Source organism: Leucogemmata humicola (assembly GCF_055379415.1).
In genome coordinates this window covers 196,042-213,470 of record NZ_AP040875.1, presented here as the reverse complement: position 1 = coordinate 213,470, position 17,429 = coordinate 196,042, and the positions used below count along the sequence as shown (strand labels likewise).

At 63.1% G+C, this 17,429-nt stretch carries 18 protein-coding genes; 13 read left to right on the top strand and 5 right to left on the bottom strand.

What is annotated here, in order from left to right; translation table 11 throughout:
* Nucleotides 1–34: 34 nt before the first annotated feature.
* The 5 genes from AC6H4Z_RS00945 to AC6H4Z_RS00925 are packed head-to-tail and all read left to right on the top strand — an operon-like array spanning nucleotide 35 to nucleotide 5,158.
* Nucleotides 35–535, top strand: coding sequence for a hypothetical protein (locus AC6H4Z_RS00945; protein WP_497544855.1), 501 nt, complete (start codon nucleotides 35–37; stop codon nucleotides 533–535).
* An 18-nt stretch (nucleotides 536–553) separates the two neighbouring features.
* Nucleotides 554–1,132 carry an RNA polymerase sigma factor gene (locus tag AC6H4Z_RS00940; RefSeq protein WP_497544854.1) on the top strand — a complete coding sequence of 193 codons (579 nt, stop codon included), beginning with the start codon at nucleotides 554–556 and terminating at the stop codon, nucleotides 1,130–1,132.
* A complete protein-coding gene (locus AC6H4Z_RS00935) occupies nucleotides 1,129–1,800 on the top strand; it encodes a hypothetical protein (RefSeq protein ID WP_497544853.1) in 672 nt (223 codons plus the stop codon). The genes AC6H4Z_RS00940 and AC6H4Z_RS00935 overlap by 4 nt, the downstream gene beginning before the upstream one ends.
* A gap of 1 nt (nucleotide 1,801) precedes the next feature.
* A complete protein-coding gene (locus AC6H4Z_RS00930) occupies nucleotides 1,802–2,665 on the top strand; it encodes a DUF4097 family beta strand repeat-containing protein (protein WP_497544852.1) in 864 nt (287 codons plus the stop codon).
* Nucleotides 2,666–2,668: 3 nt separating this feature from the next.
* A complete protein-coding gene (locus AC6H4Z_RS00925; protein ID WP_497544851.1) occupies nucleotides 2,669–5,158 on the top strand; it encodes an ABC transporter permease in 2,490 nt (829 codons plus the stop codon).
* Here AC6H4Z_RS00925 and AC6H4Z_RS00920 read toward each other — a convergent pair whose 3' ends face one another.
* The gene (locus AC6H4Z_RS00920; RefSeq protein ID WP_497544850.1) at nucleotides 5,159–6,064 is read right to left on the bottom strand and encodes an anti-sigma factor domain-containing protein; all 906 of its coding nucleotides are present in this window, start codon (nucleotides 6,062–6,064) and stop codon (nucleotides 5,159–5,161) included.
* Nucleotides 6,061–6,777, bottom strand: a complete 717-nt coding sequence (locus tag AC6H4Z_RS00915; RefSeq protein WP_497544849.1) for a sigma-70 family RNA polymerase sigma factor — start codon at nucleotides 6,775–6,777, stop codon at nucleotides 6,061–6,063. The genes AC6H4Z_RS00920 and AC6H4Z_RS00915 overlap by 4 nt, the downstream gene beginning before the upstream one ends.
* 135 nt (nucleotides 6,778–6,912) lie before the next feature.
* On the opposite strand from AC6H4Z_RS00915, the gene AC6H4Z_RS00910 reads away from it, so the two are divergent.
* The 6 genes from AC6H4Z_RS00910 to AC6H4Z_RS00885 all read left to right on the top strand — a co-directional run bounded on the left by AC6H4Z_RS00910 (nucleotide 6,913) and on the right by AC6H4Z_RS00885 (nucleotide 13,574).
* Entirely contained in the window at nucleotides 6,913–7,551 is a 639-nt protein-coding gene (locus AC6H4Z_RS00910) for a DUF4142 domain-containing protein (protein WP_497544848.1), read from the top strand.
* A gap of 90 nt (nucleotides 7,552–7,641) precedes the next feature.
* A complete protein-coding gene (locus AC6H4Z_RS00905) occupies nucleotides 7,642–8,760 on the top strand; it encodes a hypothetical protein (RefSeq protein WP_497544847.1) in 1,119 nt (372 codons plus the stop codon).
* Nucleotides 8,761–8,798: 38 nt separating this feature from the next.
* Nucleotides 8,799–10,052, top strand: a complete 1,254-nt coding sequence (locus tag AC6H4Z_RS00900; protein ID WP_497544846.1) for an MFS transporter — start codon at nucleotides 8,799–8,801, stop codon at nucleotides 10,050–10,052.
* Between the two features lie 46 nt (nucleotides 10,053–10,098).
* Entirely contained in the window at nucleotides 10,099–10,518 is a 420-nt protein-coding gene (locus tag AC6H4Z_RS00895) for a nuclear transport factor 2 family protein (RefSeq protein ID WP_497544845.1), read from the top strand.
* A 225-nt stretch (nucleotides 10,519–10,743) separates the two neighbouring features.
* Nucleotides 10,744–12,966, top strand: a complete 2,223-nt coding sequence (locus AC6H4Z_RS00890) for a glutamine synthetase III family protein (protein WP_497544844.1) — start codon at nucleotides 10,744–10,746, stop codon at nucleotides 12,964–12,966.
* A gap of 125 nt (nucleotides 12,967–13,091) precedes the next feature.
* Nucleotides 13,092–13,574: a hypothetical protein gene (locus AC6H4Z_RS00885; RefSeq protein WP_497544843.1), complete on the top strand. Its 483-nt coding sequence runs from the start codon at nucleotides 13,092–13,094 to the stop codon at nucleotides 13,572–13,574.
* 12 nt (nucleotides 13,575–13,586) lie between these two features.
* Here AC6H4Z_RS00885 and AC6H4Z_RS00880 read toward each other — a convergent pair whose 3' ends face one another.
* The gene (locus AC6H4Z_RS00880) at nucleotides 13,587–13,817 is read right to left on the bottom strand and encodes a hypothetical protein (protein WP_497544842.1); all 231 of its coding nucleotides are present in this window, start codon (nucleotides 13,815–13,817) and stop codon (nucleotides 13,587–13,589) included.
* Nucleotides 13,818–13,949: 132 nt separating this feature from the next.
* Between AC6H4Z_RS00880 and AC6H4Z_RS00875 the strand changes: the two genes are divergently transcribed.
* The gene (locus AC6H4Z_RS00875) at nucleotides 13,950–15,176 is read left to right on the top strand and encodes an acetyltransferase domain-containing protein (RefSeq protein WP_497544841.1); all 1,227 of its coding nucleotides are present in this window, start codon (nucleotides 13,950–13,952) and stop codon (nucleotides 15,174–15,176) included.
* Here AC6H4Z_RS00875 and AC6H4Z_RS00870 read toward each other — a convergent pair.
* Nucleotides 15,171–15,611, bottom strand: a complete 441-nt coding sequence (locus AC6H4Z_RS00870) for a DUF6174 domain-containing protein (RefSeq protein WP_497544840.1) — start codon at nucleotides 15,609–15,611, stop codon at nucleotides 15,171–15,173. The genes AC6H4Z_RS00875 and AC6H4Z_RS00870 overlap by 6 nt on opposite strands.
* A 206-nt stretch (nucleotides 15,612–15,817) precedes the next feature.
* Between AC6H4Z_RS00870 and AC6H4Z_RS00865 the strand changes: the two genes are divergently transcribed.
* Nucleotides 15,818–16,657, top strand: a complete 840-nt coding sequence (locus AC6H4Z_RS00865; RefSeq protein ID WP_497544839.1) for an alpha/beta fold hydrolase — start codon at nucleotides 15,818–15,820, stop codon at nucleotides 16,655–16,657.
* Nucleotides 16,658–16,672: 15 nt separating this feature from the next.
* Here the strand turns inward: AC6H4Z_RS00865 and AC6H4Z_RS00860 are convergent, their stop codons facing one another.
* On the bottom strand, nucleotides 16,673–17,332 hold the full coding sequence (locus AC6H4Z_RS00860; RefSeq protein WP_497544838.1) for a hypothetical protein: 660 nt from the start codon (nucleotides 17,330–17,332) through the stop codon (nucleotides 16,673–16,675).
* Nucleotides 17,333–17,429: the final 97 nt, after the last annotated feature.

Genomic DNA, 17,429 nt, shown 5'->3' with positions numbered 1-17,429 from the left:
GAGAGGTAGCTCGTCCACCTGATTGGAGGTCGTCATGCTTCGACGCGCACTCGTTCCCGCCATCACGCTCACGCTCGCGGTCGTCACCGCGGCGGTCGCGACTCCCACATCGACGGTCCGGAAGCAGCCCCCCTGGGTGTCGATCGAGTCGCCGGCAAATCCCTACGATCCAACCACTCGGAACGCGGCGTTCGTCGTTCACGCTCTGTCCTTCGAGAACAGTCCGGCGACGCGCGGCGTCGCGGGAACGGCGGAAGGACTCGTTGGCGGAGTCCGCAAGACGATTCCACTGCGCCTCGATACGACGTCGCACCCCGGTGTGTATGCCGTCACCAAACAGTGGCCGTCGGAGGGCACGTGGCTGCTGCGCATCACGCTCAACAACACGTCCGCGCTCGTGACGGTCGATCGATCCGGCGACATCGGCGGAGTGACGGTGCCGACCACGCCCGCGTCGGGATCGTCCATGCTGCTTCCTCGCGCGGTTACCGCGCGCGAGATTGACGCCATGCTGGCCAGCGCGGCCAAACAATAGCGACGAGCGCCACGAGCAATGGTGCAACCACGGATGGGCGGACCCACCGACACCCTTCCAACGTTTGGCGACGACGGTCAGATCGACGTCGTCGTTCAACGCGCGCAACAGGGCGATGTGAACGCGTTCGAAGCAGTGTATCGCACGCACGCGCCCGCCATTCATGCGCTCTGCCGACGCATGGCTGCCAGCGAACGCGAAGCTCGTGAACTGGTGCAGGACGTGTTCGTTCGCGCATGGGAAAAGCTCGAGTCCTTTCGCGGCCAGAGCACACTCTCCACGTGGTTGCACCGACTCGCCGTCAACGTCGTGCTCCAGCATCTTCGCACCGAAAAGCGCGACGGACTTCGGATGCTCGACGACGCAGACGACGCGATTTTCGGTTCCCGGTCACCGGGGCCGGGCGTAGACGCGACCATCGACATGGACTGGGCCCTCACGCAGCTCCCCGCCGGCGCACGAACGGTGTTTGTACTTCATGATATTCACGGCTACTCGCACGATGAAATCGCGCAAATGACCGGCATCGCCGCCGGCACCGCACGCGCCCAGCTGTGGCGGGCACGTCGCGCTCTCTCGAGGCTGCTGGATCTATGACGACGAACGGCGACCATCTTACGGAAGAAGAGCGGCAGGGTGCTGCCGACGGTTCGCTCGACGGCGCGCGATTGCGCATCGCCGAGCAGCACATCGCGTCGTGCGACGCCTGTGGCCATGACGTCGCCAGTTTGAGAATGCTCATGAGCCGCATCCCCACCCCATCGGCCTCGGCCGAACTCGGCGACCTCTGGCCGTCTATTCAGGCGCGAATCGAGGAGTCGAAGATCGTTCCGCTCGATGCGCCGACCGTGATTGCCGAGCCTCCGCCGCGGCGGCGGCGCAGCGTCATCTGGACGGTCGCCGCTGTCGCCGCGGCGCTCGCCGTGGCCATCGTGTCGCTGCCGCCAGCGCGTGCGAATCGCGAAGTCACGGCGCCGAGGGCATCGATCGACACGGCTTCGAGCTTCATGAACGTTGCCGACTCCACAGGAGCGTACGAAGCGGAGGCAAATGCGTTGCTCAACCAACTCGAGTTGCAGCGTGCCATGTTGCCGCCCGAAGCCCGATCGTCCGTCGACCACGACCTGCGCGTCATCGACGATGCGATCACCGAGGTCAAGGACGCACTCGTTCGCGATCCGAACAACCCGGCGCTCAGGCGATTGCTCGCCTCGTCATATCGTCAGAAGGTTGAACTGCTGAAGCGAGCGAGCGGAGCCAGCTGATATGAAAAAACTCATTGCTCTCCTCATACTCGCCGCCACCGCCGGTGCGGCACAAGCGCCCTCATCCGACTTACCGGTACTGGCCAGTCTCGCACTCGAACCCACGGCGTCGTTCAGCTTCTTCCTCCCGGCGGGCTCAATCCGTCTCATCGGCTGGGATCGCGACTCCATCGTGGTGCGCGGCAATGGCCGTCGAAGGGACTTTGCGTTCGGCGGTTCACCCACCGGCGGAAAGATGGGCGTCAACGATCCGGCGCCCGGCGACACGGCAAAGCCATACCACTTCGTCATCTATTTCCCGCGACGTGGTTCGGTGAACGTCAAAACGGCGACGGCCAGCATCACGGCCAGTGACCTCTCCGGTCGGTACTACGCGGTGTCCGGCAGCATCAGCGTCAGCGGTTCTGTCACGTCCGTCGACGCTGAGACGATGAGCGGCAATCTCGACGCTCAGGCAAGCACGCCGTGGCTTCGCGCGCGAACGGGACAGGGTCGTCTGCTGATTCGCGGATCGCCGCAGGATGTCGACGCATCCACGGTTGGCGGTGCGCTCGATATCGCGACGTCGACCATTCTGCGCGGACGATTCGCAACCGTGACTGGCGACATTCGCTACGCCGCCACGCCCGCACCGGGCGCACTCGGCGATTTCTCCAGCCATGGCGGCACGATCGACTTTCTGTTGCCGCGCACAGTCTCGGGGAGGTTCGACATCTCGTCGGTAACTGGGGACATCGCGAACGGGTTCACGCAGGTCAAACCCGTCGCCGTCGATCCGCATCGTCTTCGACTCAGCCTGGGCCGCGGCGAAGCGCAGTTCACCGTTCGCACCTTCAAGGGCACCATTCGCCTGCGTCCGGAGTAACGCATGCTCGACAATCTTCGGCGCGACCTTCGCTTCAGCGTGCGTTCGCTCCGTCGTACGCCGATCTTCACGATCGCCGCGGTGTTGTCGATCGCACTCGGCATTGCGGCAACGACATCAGTCTTCAGCGTCGTCGATGGCGCGCTGTTTCGACCACCGCCGTTCGACCGTCCCGACGAACTCGCGATTCTCTACACCACCGCGCAAGTCGGACAAGGTGCACCAGAACGCGCGCGATGGTCGTGGGCTCGTTATCGCGCGCTCAGCAGCATGATCACGTCGTTCCAGCGAGTCGCGACATTCACGACGAGCGTGCAAGCGATCACGAGCGGAGTTCCGGAGCCGATCAACGCCGAAGTAGTCTCGTCGACGTACCTCTCTGTCCTGCGCGTTCGCCCGACAATCGGGCGTGCCTTTACCGACGACGAGGACACGGCCGGTGCGCAGCCCGTAGCACTCCTCGGCTACGACCTCTGGCAGCGACGATACGCCGGAGATTCGTCGGTCGTCGGGAAGACGATCGCGCTCAACGGAGTGACGCTCGATATCGTCGGTGTGCTTCCGCGCGACTTCGTCGGTCTTTCCGGACGCGCGCAGGTAATGGTGCCCATCTCGGCGGCGCCGCGAATTAGCTACGCCGACTATCTCGTCACCGACCAAACCTTCATCAGCGTCGTCGGCCGGCTGCGCCCCGGTGTCACGATCGAGCGTGCGCAGCTAGAGCTCGATCGCATCGGCCCGGCGATCTTTCGCGCCGTTCCAGGCCGGCGCCCGTCCTCCGATCGACGCTCGGCGACTGCCGTTTTGCTGAACGAAGCACGCGTCGATCCGACGACACGCTCACCAATGCTCCTACTCTTCGGCGCGGTGGGTTGTCTGCTACTGCTTTCCTGCGCCAACGTCGCGGGACTTTTGCTCGGGCGCGCCCTCTCTCGCCGGCGCGAAATCGCCATTCGAATCGCAACGGGCGCCAGCCGATCACGTATCATCGCCCAACTACTCGTCGAGTCGAGCATTCTTGCCGCGGTCGGTGGTCTGCTCGGCGTGTTGATTGCCGTTCCGGTCACGGCGGTCCTCGGCATTCCCTCCGCTTCCTGGCGAGGGCGCAACTTCTACGGCGCCGTGGGGGAGTTTGCCGCCCCTCATATCGATGCGCGCGTGGTGACTTTCACGCTCTTTGTTTGCGCCTTCACCGCCGCGGCGTTTGGGCTCGTCCCCGCCCTGCAGGCTACACGACTCGATCTCACACGCGCGCTCAAGGATGGCGCCGGCGGAAACGGCCGAACGCCGGTCGGACGTCGGATCGATCTGAGAAGACTCATCATCGGCGCGGAGACGGCGCTCGCCGTTATTCTCCTCGTTGTCGGCGGATTGCTCGCGGCGAGCTGGCGGAAGATGGAGAACGCAAACGTCGGATTCGATCGCCGTCGCCTGTTGACATTCCTCGTTCGCCCGTCTGAGGTTCGCTATCCCGCGCCGAAAGCGCCCGCGCTCATCGCTCGCATTCTCGACGAAATAGAACGGCTGCCCGACGTGGAGGCAGCAACTGTCGACGGATGCGCGCCGGTCGGAACCGGATGTGCGAATACTACGCTCTACATCGCTGGGCGCCCGATGCCTGCACCGATGGACGCGCCCGGCGTGCTCAGACACTATGTGGGTCCGAATCACTTTCGGACACTCGGCGTCCCCCTAGTGCGCGGACGTGCGTTCGACGGCCGCGATCGAGCTGGCGCACCCCACGTTGCAATCATCAATGACCTGGCAGCGCGCCGGTTCTGGCCAAACGAAGATCCGATCGGGAAGCGCGTATGGTTCGGCGGCGGCAGCACATTCGATCGCCCTGACTCGAGCGCCGAGATCGTCGGAATCGTCGGCGACGTCGCGTATCAGTCGCTCGACCAGCATCCGTTTCAACCGGACTTCTATACGCCGTACACGCAATTCACCTATCCGACGCGCACCGTGCTCGTGCGGACGCGTGGCGAACCGACCGCCGCCGTCGCCGACGTTCGAAGTGCCGTATCCCGCGCCGACCCCGACCTCGCGCTATTCGACGTGCGGGCGATGGACGATCTAGTCGGCGACTCGTGGGCGCGCCTCAGCTATCAGACGAAGATCCTCACGACCTTCGCACTCGTCGCACTTCTGCTTGCCGCCACAGGAATCTTCGCCGTGGTCGCGCACATGATCAACGATCGTCGACGTGAGCTCGGTGTTCGCGTGGCGCTTGGCGCGACTCCGGCGCAGGTGCTCGCGACAGTCGGACAAGTCGGCGTCAAACCGGCCGCGTTCGGAACCCTCGTCGGCATCATGGCTGCCGTGTTTCTCTCGCGCGCGCTCGCCGCCGCGGTGTACGGTGTGCGCGCGTTCGATCCGTTCGTGCTCGGCGGCGTCGTGTTGCTGCTAGCGATCGTCGTCGTTGCCGCCGCGTTGCTCGCCGGACGACGCGCGCTGACGATCAACCCGGTCGATGCGTTGAAGCTCGAGTAGTCAGCGCGCGTTAGCCGCAATCACCGTGTCTCCGGTGGGCTGTGCTACGCCGCCCGCTGGCTCTTCGGTCACTGCAATGGCGCGAAGATTCTCCGGCACCACGGCAAACGTGGCCCGCATGACGCCAACGCCGTTTGGCGCGTCGAACGTTCCGGCGCTCACTGTACCCTTGGACGTCACCATCCAGAGTTGGTACGTGCGACCTGCCTTCAAGACGGGCATGTTGCGCGCGAACATCGTCCACGCGTTCCGCGAACGATCCCAGAACATTCGCGCGTACGGATCCTTGGCCGTGCGCGATGTGAGCGTCATCATCGCCACGTCGCGGCCAGCCAGACCAGCAATCAGGCTGTCGCGCGCTGCGAGCTGAATTCTCAAGGAGTCGCCGATCTCGCGCGCCTTGAGATCACGCACCGGTTGGCTGGCGAGCTTCTCTTGGAGATCGACGCGCTCGCCCCACGCCATCGCCAACGCACCGAGCGCCACGACGAGCAGGACGCTGGCCGCGATCGCAATCCACTCGGCGGGGTGCCGGCGAACGGGCTGCGGATGGAAGGAACGCGATCGCGTCGGCGCCGTCGGCTCTTCGATCGGCAGTACTTCGTCAGACGCCTTTGGAAACACGAGCGGCGGGTTGGCCATCCTGCGAGCCTGGCCTTCAGCGGTCGCGCGTGCGGTGAGTCGATCACGAATTCGCGAGCGGCTGTGCGTGATCGAGTCGGCGGCGAGCGGTGCAGCGAAAGCAATGTTCGCTGCGGTGGCGCGCAACGACTCGAGTTCGGGACGGCAGATCGGGCAGTCAGCGGCGTGCGACAAAACGGCAACCCGCTCCGACGCATCGAGCGAGTCGATCGCCAGCGCACCGAGCGCTGCGAACGCTTCATCGTGAGTGATGTGACGTGTCATGGTGCGTCCTCACGCAACACCGAAAGGCGCTCTCGCAGCTTCAACATCCCCAACCGCGTTCGCGTTTTGATCGTGCCCAACGGCAAACCCGTTCGTTGAGCAATCTCTGATTGACTGAGTCCGCCGAAGTATCCGAGCTCGAGCGCCTCTCGCTGTTCATGCGGCAGGTCCGCCAGCGCGAGGAGCACGAGACGCTTTCGCTCGGCATGCTCCACGGCGAGCGACGGATCCGTGGGCGACGTTGCGAAGTCGCTCGTCTCCACGCTTGGACTGTCATCGATCGAATCTTCGCGTCGCCGTTGCGTTGTGCGAAGGCGATCGAGCACTCGACTTCTCGCCATCGTCAACAGCCACGTTTGCACCGTTCCACGGTCTGCGTCGAATCGATCAGCCTGTCGCCACGCCTGCCAAAACGTTTCTTCGACCACGTCTTCAACGTCTGCTGGCGACTTGAGTATTCGCGTCGCAAGGCAGTTCACGACCGGAAACCACCGGTCGTAGAACTCGCCGAGTGCGACTTCGTCGCCTGCTTTGATTCGCCGAACGAGTTTTACGTCCACGTCAGTGCTCGCCGTCACGCCGCCACCACCACCGCCACCTCCGCCAGGACCGATCGCTGGTACAGACGACGGCGTGGGCGTTGGGCGAGGTGCCGGCACCGGCGGATTCACCGGTCCTGAGTGGTACGGTCGAGACCCGCGGTGCGGATTCATGTGAAGCGAAATGTACGGAGTGTGACGGGGCTCACGCCACGAAAGAATCACGTTTCGCGGGCGATACTCCACTCGTATGCAATGAAGACGGTACGAGCTCGGTTCGATCCCCTTCCATCATCGGAGTCTCGCTCGATGACACCCAACCATCTGACACGCCATCTGGCACTCGCGCTGCTCATTCCCGGCGCGGCCTGCTTTCATCTCCGTCATTCGTCGAACGTAGCAGCAAGCTCCGCTCCTTCGACGTCTGTCGCACTCACCAAAGCACCATCGGTTGCCGCACCAACGAAGGCGTCGAAGAAAGTCGTGCTGCCGACGGAAGCGAACGTCGCCGCAGTGCTGCTCGCCGCGGGCAATTCCGATTTGAGCTACGCACAGATCGCGAACACGCAGGCGCAGTCGCAGGCGGTGAAGGACTTCGCCAACCGAATGACGCGCGACAACTCGACCGTCAATCAGCTCGTGAGCGACGTGATGACGAAGATTCAGGTGTCGCCAGTCGAAAACGCGACGAGCTTGGATTATCGCGATGAGTCGGCGATGAACCGCGACCAGTTGCGCGATCTGAAGGGCCGCGCATTCGACAGCACGTACATCGCGACTGAAGTCGCGCATCACGCGAAGTTGCTCGCGTCGATCGACAACGTCCTGACGCCGGCGGCAAAGAACACGACGCTCAAGCAGCTCCTCGTGAGCCTCCGCCCGGTGGTAGCCGCAGAGTTGGCGCACGCCGAGCAGGTCCGGACGACGTTGGCCGCGGCCGCGAGGTAGCCCGGCCGCACAACTCCGCGCTTGACAGACTCCCAGGCTGTGCTAATTATTTAGCATAGTGCAGTAAAATTAGCACACCTGGGAGGTCGCATGCTTGGCCTATTCGTGCCCAGGGTGCCGCGACAACTCGCGGCACCCTTCATTTCTGCTCTCCTGGCGGTCGCGACGAACGCGCTGGTTGCGCAAACGGTCACTCTGCCTGCGACTGCTCGGTGCGCGCGCTCCAACGGATCGATGGAGAATTCGCGCGAACAGCGGAGCGATCGCGACATCCGCTGGCGGGTTCACTGGAGTGGGGACGATTGCAACATCGATCTCCGCGCCACGGGCGACGTGAAGTTCAACGCCGACTTCACCGATATTGCCTCCGTCAGTAACGGCGGCACACTCGACATCACCGCGACGCAGGCTGGCAACATCCGTCGCATGACGGTTCGCGACGACGGCGGCCGCATGCAGCGAACGTGGACCGTCAACGGCCGCGACGAAGCGTGGACCGACGACTCGCGACGCTGGCTTGCCGGCCTGCTGATCGAGCTCGATCGCATGACCGCCGTCGGCGTCGACTACCGCTTTCCCGGCCTGCTTGCCAAGGGTGTTGGCACCGTCATCGACGAAGTGCAGCTGATGCCGAGCGACTATCCGCGCAGCGTCTACCTCCGACGCCTCGTCGAATCGGCGAAGCTGAGCGACGGCGACTATCAGCGTGTCGTGGTCGTGACCGCGCGCGACATGCACTCCGACTACGAGATCTCGCGAATCCTGCGCGCCATTGCCGACCGGGCGTCGTTCGACAACGCGGCAATGCGCCAGGGATACTTCGACGCCGTCGCTCGCATGAGCTCAGATTACGAACGGTCGCGCGTGCTTCAAGCCGTCGTTACAAAGTCGCCCATGTCGCGTGACGCAGGCCAGCACGCGATCAAGACAGCCGCTCTGTTCTCCTCCGACTACGAGCGGAGCCGCGTGCTGCTCGCCGCGATCGACAACAAGGCCCTCGAGGTCGACGACGTCATTCCGATTCTCGAGACTGTCACGAAAACGCAATCGGACTACGAGAAGTCGCGCGTACTCGTCGCCGTCGCGGGACGTTGGCCGCTCAACGGTGACAATCGCAAAGCGTACCTTCGCGCCGCTGATACAATCCGTTCGGACTATGAGAATCGTCGCGTGCTCTCTGCGTTGGTGATGCAAGAGACGCGACGCTAGCACAGTCCCGGTTGCGGAGCGGTTAACTTATAGGAGCCGTGGCTCACGACTCCTATGCCGCACTTCGCATAAAGAACTATCGATGGTTCATCGTCTCGCTGTTGACGATGACCATCTCCTCGCAGATCCAGGCCGTCGTCGTCGCGTGGCAGATTTACGACATCACGCACGATCCGCTGTCGCTCGGCCTCATGGGTCTCGCCGAAGCGCTGCCCTTCATTGGATTGTCGTTGTACGCGGGACACGTCGCCGATCGATCGAATCGACGCGTCGTTTCATTGGCGTCGATCGCGCTGATGCTCTGCTGTTCGCTTACGCTGCTCGCGTACAATCTGATTCCCGGCTTTCTCCACGCGCACGGCGCAATGCCGTTCTACGCGGTGATCTTCGTGAGCGGCATTGCGCGCAGCTTCGTCCAACCGTCGCGTCAGGCGCTTGGCGCCGAGCTCATCGATCGGTCGTTGTACGCGAATGCTGTGGCGTGGCGTAGCTCCACGTGGCAGTTCGCCGCGGTCGTCGGTCCCGCACTCGGCGGATTGATTTACGGCTTCACGTCGCCGCGCGTCGCGTATGTCGCCGACGCGATCATGATGACCGTCGCGCTCGTCACGTTCTGGTTGATCGAGTATGTGCGACGCGCACCGGTCGCCACGAACGAGTCCATCGGCGCAAGTCTCGCGTCGGGACTGCGCTTCGTGTTCGGCGAGTCAGTGCTCCTCGCCGCACTCACGCTAGATCTCTTCTCCGTGCTGCTCGGCGGCGCCGAGGCGCTGCTTCCCGTGTTCGCCGATCAGATTCTGCACGTCGGGCCGCAGGGTCTCGGGATTCTTCGAGCGGCGCCGGCCGCTGGTGCTGTCGTCGCTTCTGTATATCTCGCGCATCGGCCGCCGTTCAAGCGTGCTGGCCGCACGATGCTCTATGCAGTGGCGACGTTCGCGCTGTGCATCGTCGCGTTCGGGCTGTCGCGGAGCTTCCTTCTGTCGGTTGCCGTGCTGGCGATCAGCGGCATGGCCGACAACCTGAGTGTGCTCGTGCGATCGACGCTTCTACAGGTGCTGACGCCGTCGCATCTGTTCGGCCGAGTGTCGTCGGTCAATGCGATTTTCGTGGGCTCGTCGAATGAACTTGGGGCGTTCGAGTCTGGTGTTGCAGCGCGCCTGCTTGGTCCGGTTGTCGCGGTCGTACTCGGCGGACTCGCATCGCTCGGAGTGGTTGGCGGAATCGCCGCGGGCGTTCCACGGCTCCGTCGTCTGGGACGAATCGACGAGCTGACACCTTCGGCGCCAGGATGACGTCATTCATTTCCTCAGACACACTGACCAGGTCGGGGAGGAATCGATGAATGTGGTGAGCAGCGCGGAAGAAGAACGGAACCTCGCGAGAGCCATCGAGTGGATCCGTGCAATCGAGAGCGGCGCGACGGGTGACGCGCTCTGCGATTTCGTGACGGTGGATGTCATCCACGAGGACATGCCGAACCGCGTTTTTCCGAACGGCATGCGCTACGATCTGTCCGGGATGCGTGCCGGATCCGAACGTGGAAAGGCGATCATGAGAAGCCAGCGTTACGACATCGTCTCGGCAATCGCTGGCGGCAACATGGTCGCGATGCAGCTCGACTGGGCGGCCGAGCTTGCGGTGCCGGTTGGGACACTCGCGCCGGGCGACGAGATGCGCGCTCATGTGGCGATCTTCATGCAGTTCCGTGACGGGAAGATTTGCCATCAGCGCGACTATGGCTGCTACGATCCGTTCTGATTCCGGCAGCGCCTTGCCCGCCTACCGGCGGTAAGGCCATCTATGGCAATGGGTTGTGATCTGTCGGTCCTGCTAGTTCCGCATCGACTCGTGTGTTCAGACGTGTAAAGAACGGCAAAAAGTGCAAAATGTTGGTCCAGAACTGCACTTTTTGCAGAATTTGCCGTACATTTCATCAATTCGTAGGACCCGTCGCCACACCACACCAAGCGAGGCCACCCTTCAATGCCAGCCTCTTCGTTGTCAGCACGCAAAGCGGTCATCAAGGAAATCAGCGAGCGTGAGGCTCGGACGCCAAATGGCGCCGCCGAAAACGGCTCGAGCCAGCGCACGTCTGAATACTTCGGTATCAACACCTTTGGCGTTCGACAGATGCGCGACAAGTTGCCGCGCGACACGTACGCCAAGCTCGTTGATGCCATCAAGCACGGACAGAAGCTCGATGCGGACGTTGCGCCGCGCGTTGCGCTCGCGATCAAGGAATGGGCGATCGCGCACGGCGCCACGCACTTCACGCACTGGTTCCAGCCGCAGACCGGACTGACGGCCGAGAAGCACGACGCATTCTTGTCGTTCGACGACGGTCAGCCGATGGAAGCGTTCGGCGCATCGCAGCTCATTCAGAGCGAGCCCGACGCATCGTCCTTCCCGTCGGGCGGTCTCCGCGCAACGTGGGAAGCGCGCGGCTACACGGCGTGGAATCCGGCGAGCCCGGTGTTCATCGCCGAGTGGGCGGGTGTGAAGACGCTGTGCATTCCGTCGGTGTTCGTCGGTTACAACGGCGAAGCCCTCGACGAAACGACGCCGCTACTCCGTAGCTCCGACGCGCTTTCCGCGAAGTCGCTCGAACTGCTCCAGCTCCTTGGTGAAAAGGGTGTCTATCGCGTGAACACCACGCTCGGCGCGGAACAGGAGTATTTCCTCATCGACCGTTCGCACTTCGCGCTGCGCCCCGACCTCGTCATGGCCGGCCGCACGCTGATCGGTGCGCCGCCGCCGCGTGGACAGCAGCTCGAAGACCACTACTTCGGTGGTATTCCCGAGCGCATTCAGGCGTGTATCGCTGAAGTCGAGTACGAGCTCTATCGTCTCGGCGTTCCGATCATCACGCGTCACAATGAAGTCGCGCCCTGCCAGTTCGAAATGGCTCCGCGCTTCGAAGAGACAGACGTTGCGTCGGATCACAACCAGCTCGTCATGGCGACGCTGCGTCGTGTCGCGCTCCGTCACGGCCTGCAGGCGTTGCTGCACGAGAAGCCGTTCGCCGGCATCAATGGGTCGGGCAAGCACTGCAATTGGGCGATGTCGATCGCGTCGGACGATCCGGAAGTCGACGGTTCGAACCTGCTCAAGCCGGGCCGCACGCCGCACCAGAACATCCGCTTCCTCGTTTTCCTCGCCGCCGTTCTACGCGCGGTGCATCGTCACGCCGGGCTGCTTCGCTCCGGCATCGGTACGTCGGGCAACGAGCATCGCCTGGGCGCGAATGAAGCGCCGCCGGCGATCATCTCGGTGTTCATGGGCGCCATGCTCACGAAGGTCATCGACGCGATCGCGAACGGAAAGAGCGCGGTCAGCGCCGAGCAGGAGTTGATCAAGCTGGGCGTCGCGCGCCTGCCGGAGATCGAGAAGGACAACACGGATCGCAATCGCACATCGCCGTTTGCATTCACGGGCAACAAATTCGAATTCCGTGCAGTTGGCTCGTCGCAGTCGATCGCTTTCCCGATCGTGCTGCTCAACGCCGCTGTGGCCGAAGCGATCGGCGAGATCACGACGGCGCTGCGCGCCGAACTCAAGAAGACCAAGAAGGTGGACGACGCCGTACTCAAGGTCGTGCGTCCGATCTTCAAGGAGACGGCGCCGGTTCGCTTCGAGGGCAACAACTACTCCGAGGAGTGGGTGAAGGAAGCCGCGAAGCGTAAGCTGCTCAACCTGCGTCGCACGCCAGAAGCATTGGCGCAGCTCGTGACCAAGCAGTCGCGCGCGCTGTTCGCGGCGACGGGCATTCTGTCGGAAAGCGAATTGGAGTCGCGCTACCACGTGCGCCTCGAGCGTTACATCAAGGACATGCTCATCGAGATGCACACGCTGCGTGAGATGGTCGATACGCTCGTGTTGCCGGCAGCGTTCGAGTACTCGGGCAAGCTGGCCGAGGCGGCGTCACAGGCCAAGAATGCGGGAATCAAGTCGATTCCGCAGATCGACGCGGCGAACAAACTCGGCGCGCTGATCACGGAACTGCAGAAGCATCGCGCGACGCTCGGCAAAGTGATCGACAAGGCCGAGGGGATGCACGATGATCTCGCCAAGCAGGCGCAGGTGCTCACGGCGGAAGGCGCCGACTCGATGGCGGAAGTGCGGAAGTGCGCCGATGCGCTCGAGCTGTCGGTGGCCGATGATTGCTGGCCGCTGCCGAAGTATCGGGAGATGCTGTTCCCGGTCTGAGGTTGGCGTTTAGAGATGGTGAAAAAAGGGCCGGCGCGGTGCGCCGGCCCTTTTTTGCTGCGCCGCGCTGGTCCAGCCAATAGAATGCGAGTTCGTGTGTTGCTTGTGAAACTGACAGTGGAGAGATGAGACCTACGAGTATTCGTGCCGCCCTTTTCGCGGTCGCGCTGTCGGGCACTAGCGTATCGGCGCAGCAACTCCCGGAGAGCGGCTCGCTCATCCGTTGGCGCCTTCGCGATTCCGCGTGGGTCGACGAGGGCCGCCTACTCTCTGTCCACGATTCCGTACTCAACGTGGACGCGCGCGGTGGCCGGCAGTACTCGCTCGACCGTTCGCGATTGGTTTCAGTGAGAGCCTTCGAGCGAACCCGCAGGACCGGAACGATTCTCGGTATGGCCGCCGGACTCGGCATCGGGTTGGTTGCCGGAACTGCGACGGCGGCGATGCAGAGCACTAGCCGGTCGTGTATCGGCGAGTGTCACGTCACTGCGCAGGGATTGTTCACGCTCACCGGAGGCGTAACCGGGGCGATCGCCGGCGCGATCATTGGCAGAATGCTGCCGATTGGTCGCTGGCGAGAGTTCCCTGAATTGACCGCACCGCGCTAGCGCTGCCTGCGATCACTTTCCCGACGCCGCGTTCTTCGCGCCGCGACTGAGCGCCCGAAAGACGACCATATAGAGCATCACCCAGACGCCGAAATCGATCGCGAGCTTGCCGGCGTCGAACGGGTCACGAAACATGTCGTAGTGAAAATTCGCTGCCGCGAACAGCGTGCGCGACACCGCGTAGGCGACGCAGAACGCGAGCACGTGCCGCACGGTCGGCGACTGGATGTATTGAAGCTTCATGTCGGAATAGACAACATCCGAATTCGGCGCGCTACTTCCCCCGGACGCGGCGACGCTCGAGATCCGTCCGCCGAATGTCAGAGGTTGGCAAAACCGCGGGCGCTCGAGCGATTTCGCTCGTATTCTGACGATATGGCGATCTCACATTCGGCGTCGGCGACACCGTCGACCTTCGCGCCTCCGGCGGCAAGCTCAGCGCGCCGCCTCGATTCCGTCGACGTCCTCCGCGGCGTCGTGATGGTTCTCATGGCGCTCGATCACGTCCGCGACTACTTCGGCGCCGTCGCGGTCAACCCGACCGCGCCCGCGACGACCACCGTCCCGCTGTTCTTTACGCGTTGGATCACGCACTTCTGCGCGCCGACGTTCTTCCTGCTCACAGGCACCGGTGCATTTCTGTCGCTCCGCCGACGCGGCGCCTCGGGACTTTCGAGATTCCTCGTCACGCGTGGCCTGTGGATGCTCGCGCTCGACGTGGTCATTCTCCGCTGCCTCGCCTGGCAGTTCAACTTCGACTTTCGCGTCACGCTGCTCGTCGTACTCTGGGCGCTGGGCTGGTCGATGATCACGCTCTCGGCCCTGGTGCGATGGCCGGCAAAGGTGGCCGGAATCTTTGGCGTCGTCCTGATTGCCGGCCACAATCTGCTCGACGGATTTTCGGCCGCCTCGTTCGGCGCCTTTCGACCGCTCTGGCTCATTTTGCACCAGCCAGGACCGCTGTTCGTCGAGAACGGCTATTTCCTGTTTGTGTCGTACCCGCTCATCCCATGGATCGGCGTGACGGCGGTCGGCTATGCCCTCGGCCAGGTCTTCGAATGGGACGCCGCGCGCCGACGGTCGTTTCTCCTGCGTGCCGGCATCGGCGCAATAGTCGCGTTCATTGCGCTGAGGGCTGTCAACGTCTATGGCGATCCAGTGCGTTGGTCCGCGCAGACCAACAGCGTCCGTACGATGTTCTCGTTTTTGAACGTCACGAAGTATCCGCCGTCGTTGCTATTCTTGCTCATGACGTTGGGACCGGGGCTGCTCTTTCTGCGCGCCATCGATGGGGAGATTCCGCGGTGGCTTCGGCCGGCGATCGTGTTCGGGCGCGTACCGCTCTTCTACTTTGCGATGCACGTGGTGGTCATCCACCTGCTCGTCATCGTTGCGATGTGGTTTCGATACGGCGCGATTCACTGGGCGTTCGAGTCGTCGCGACCTGATCAATACCCGTTCACACAACCGTCTGGCTGGCCGGCGTCGCTGCCTGTCGTGTACGCGATTTGGATTGGCGTCGTACTGGTGCTCTGGCCGCTCTGTCGTTGGTTCGCCTCAGTGAAGGCAACGCGACGAAGCTGGTGGTTGAGCTACCTATAGCGTTGGAAGGCGGAAGTTCCGAACTGCGTAGTGCACGCCGCCGTCGACGGGCCAAGGTCCGTAGTCTACGTCAACAGGAACGCCATTCGAATCGAATATCGCCGAATTCAGTTGATTCTTGGCGCGAGATGCGAGAAGCCCGTCCCAGATCACATCGATCGTCGTTGCAAAACCACTCACTGGTGCGCCGTTGGCGTCCGTGGCCGAGACGACGCGGCCGTCTGCCACGATGACGCGATAGTATGGCGTCGTGGGAATCCAGGACGACGAAATGGCGACATCGAAAATGTAGGTGTACGGGCGGTATGCTACCCAGGCGCTTCGAGCCGCGTCGACGTCAGTCGTCGTTACGCGTTTGACCTCGGTCGGACTCGAGCAACTCTGCACGACCAGGAGTGCCGCAATCGGTGCCAACGTACGAACGAACTTGAACATTCCGGCCTCCTGAAGTGACTCGAGTGCTGAACTTGGGATAGGCTCACTGAGTCACTGACCGCAAGCGAGCTGGCTTACGACTCATGGATACGGGCTCACGGCTTTGTCGTTGTACCTTGGCCTGTGTCGATTTCGACGTCCGTTATTCGTCGCCCAGTAGCGGGGCTCAATAGCCTCGAGAACTCAGACTTCAGCGGAGATAGACTATGACTTCCCAGACGGCCACTAACGCCGGCCCGTGGGGCAATGACGCCGCGGCTGCCGAGAGCGGATTTGCCGACGTCAACGGCATCAAGCTTCACTACCAGATTCACGGTCAGGGCCGGCCGTTGATCCTGCTCCACGGCGGCCTTGGCGCCACCGAGATGTTCGGCCCGAACATCGCAGGGCTCGCTACGGAGCGGCGGGTCATCGGTATCGACCTGCAGGGCCACGGGCGAACTGCTGACATCGACCGTCCGCTGAGCGTTCCGTTCATGGGCGACGACATCGCGGCGTTCATCAAGCATATGAACATCGGCCCAGCTGACATCATGGGCTATTCGCTTGGCGGCGGTGTCGCGCTTCAGGCAGCGATTCGCCACCCCGAGGTAATCGACCGCCTGGTCATCGTATCCGCCCCGTTCCGTCGCAGCGGCTTCTATCGCGACATTCTGGTCCAGCAGGGACACGTCACCGCTGACATGGCGGAGATGATGAAGCAGACGCCGATGTACCAACTCTACAGCGCGCTCGCGCCGCGTGTCGACGATTGGCCGCGACTGCTCCAGAAGATCGGCGACGCGATGCAGCTCGATTTCGACTTCTCTAACGAAATCAGCAACATCACGGCGAAAACCCTGGTCGTAGCGGGCGACGCCGACATCTTCCCGCCATCGCACGCGGTTGAGATGTTCAGCCTGCTCGGCGGCGGACAGCGTGACGGTGGTTGGGATGGCTCGGGTCAACCGAAGTCGCAGCTCGCGATTCTGCCTGGCCTCACGCACTACACGATCTTCTCCGCGCCGGAATTGGCAACGACGGCGCTGCGCTTTCTTCGGTCGTAAGCAGACTGACCCGTACTACATCGCGTCGACGCGCCACCCATTGATGCGCGCGACGCGATCGTCTTGGAACCAGACGATGAAGGTTGCAGTGAGCGTTGTCTGCTGCGCTTCGCCATTGGAGAGCTTCGACGGGCGCTCGACGACCCGCCGAAAGATCACGGCGCCAGCACTGTCGCTGCCCTCAACGCCAAGGCGGTCGCTGACTTCGTCGCGGGTCATGCCGAGTCGAAGGCCTGTGTTCGTGGCGATTTGCGACGGCGGCACGGCGAGCCCCATACACTCGCTTTCCAATTCCGGGCGACTATCCGCCGGAAAAAGCTCGAAGCCGCCGATGTGGCCACCGCTCGTCTCGTCGGCCTTGAGTACGAGCGACATGCTCGGCTCGCCAGCAAGGCGGTAGCACATCCAGCGCAGCACCTCGCCGCCGTCGCCTTTGTTGCCCACCGCTGACGGTCCGACGATGCGCGATGCGCCGTCGAAGCTGGTCGGAATAAGGATGGTGCGCTTGCCGGATTCCACGAGCGTGTCCGGACCGAAGGCGACTCGCTTGGAGCCAATTGCCAGATAACTCAATAGCGGACGCTCACCGGGCGGCTGTGCCTCGGGTGCGCGGCTGCGGCAGCCGGAAGCGAGGCACAGGGCAATGGAGAGCGAAAGCGGCGCGATTCGGTGCATGGAAGCAGTAGTCGGAGAGACCAGCGTCGGCGTCCAGCCATTCTGCTTCCAATCGACCGTTTGCTTCGCAAATCGTCACGAACGGCGTAACGGCTGG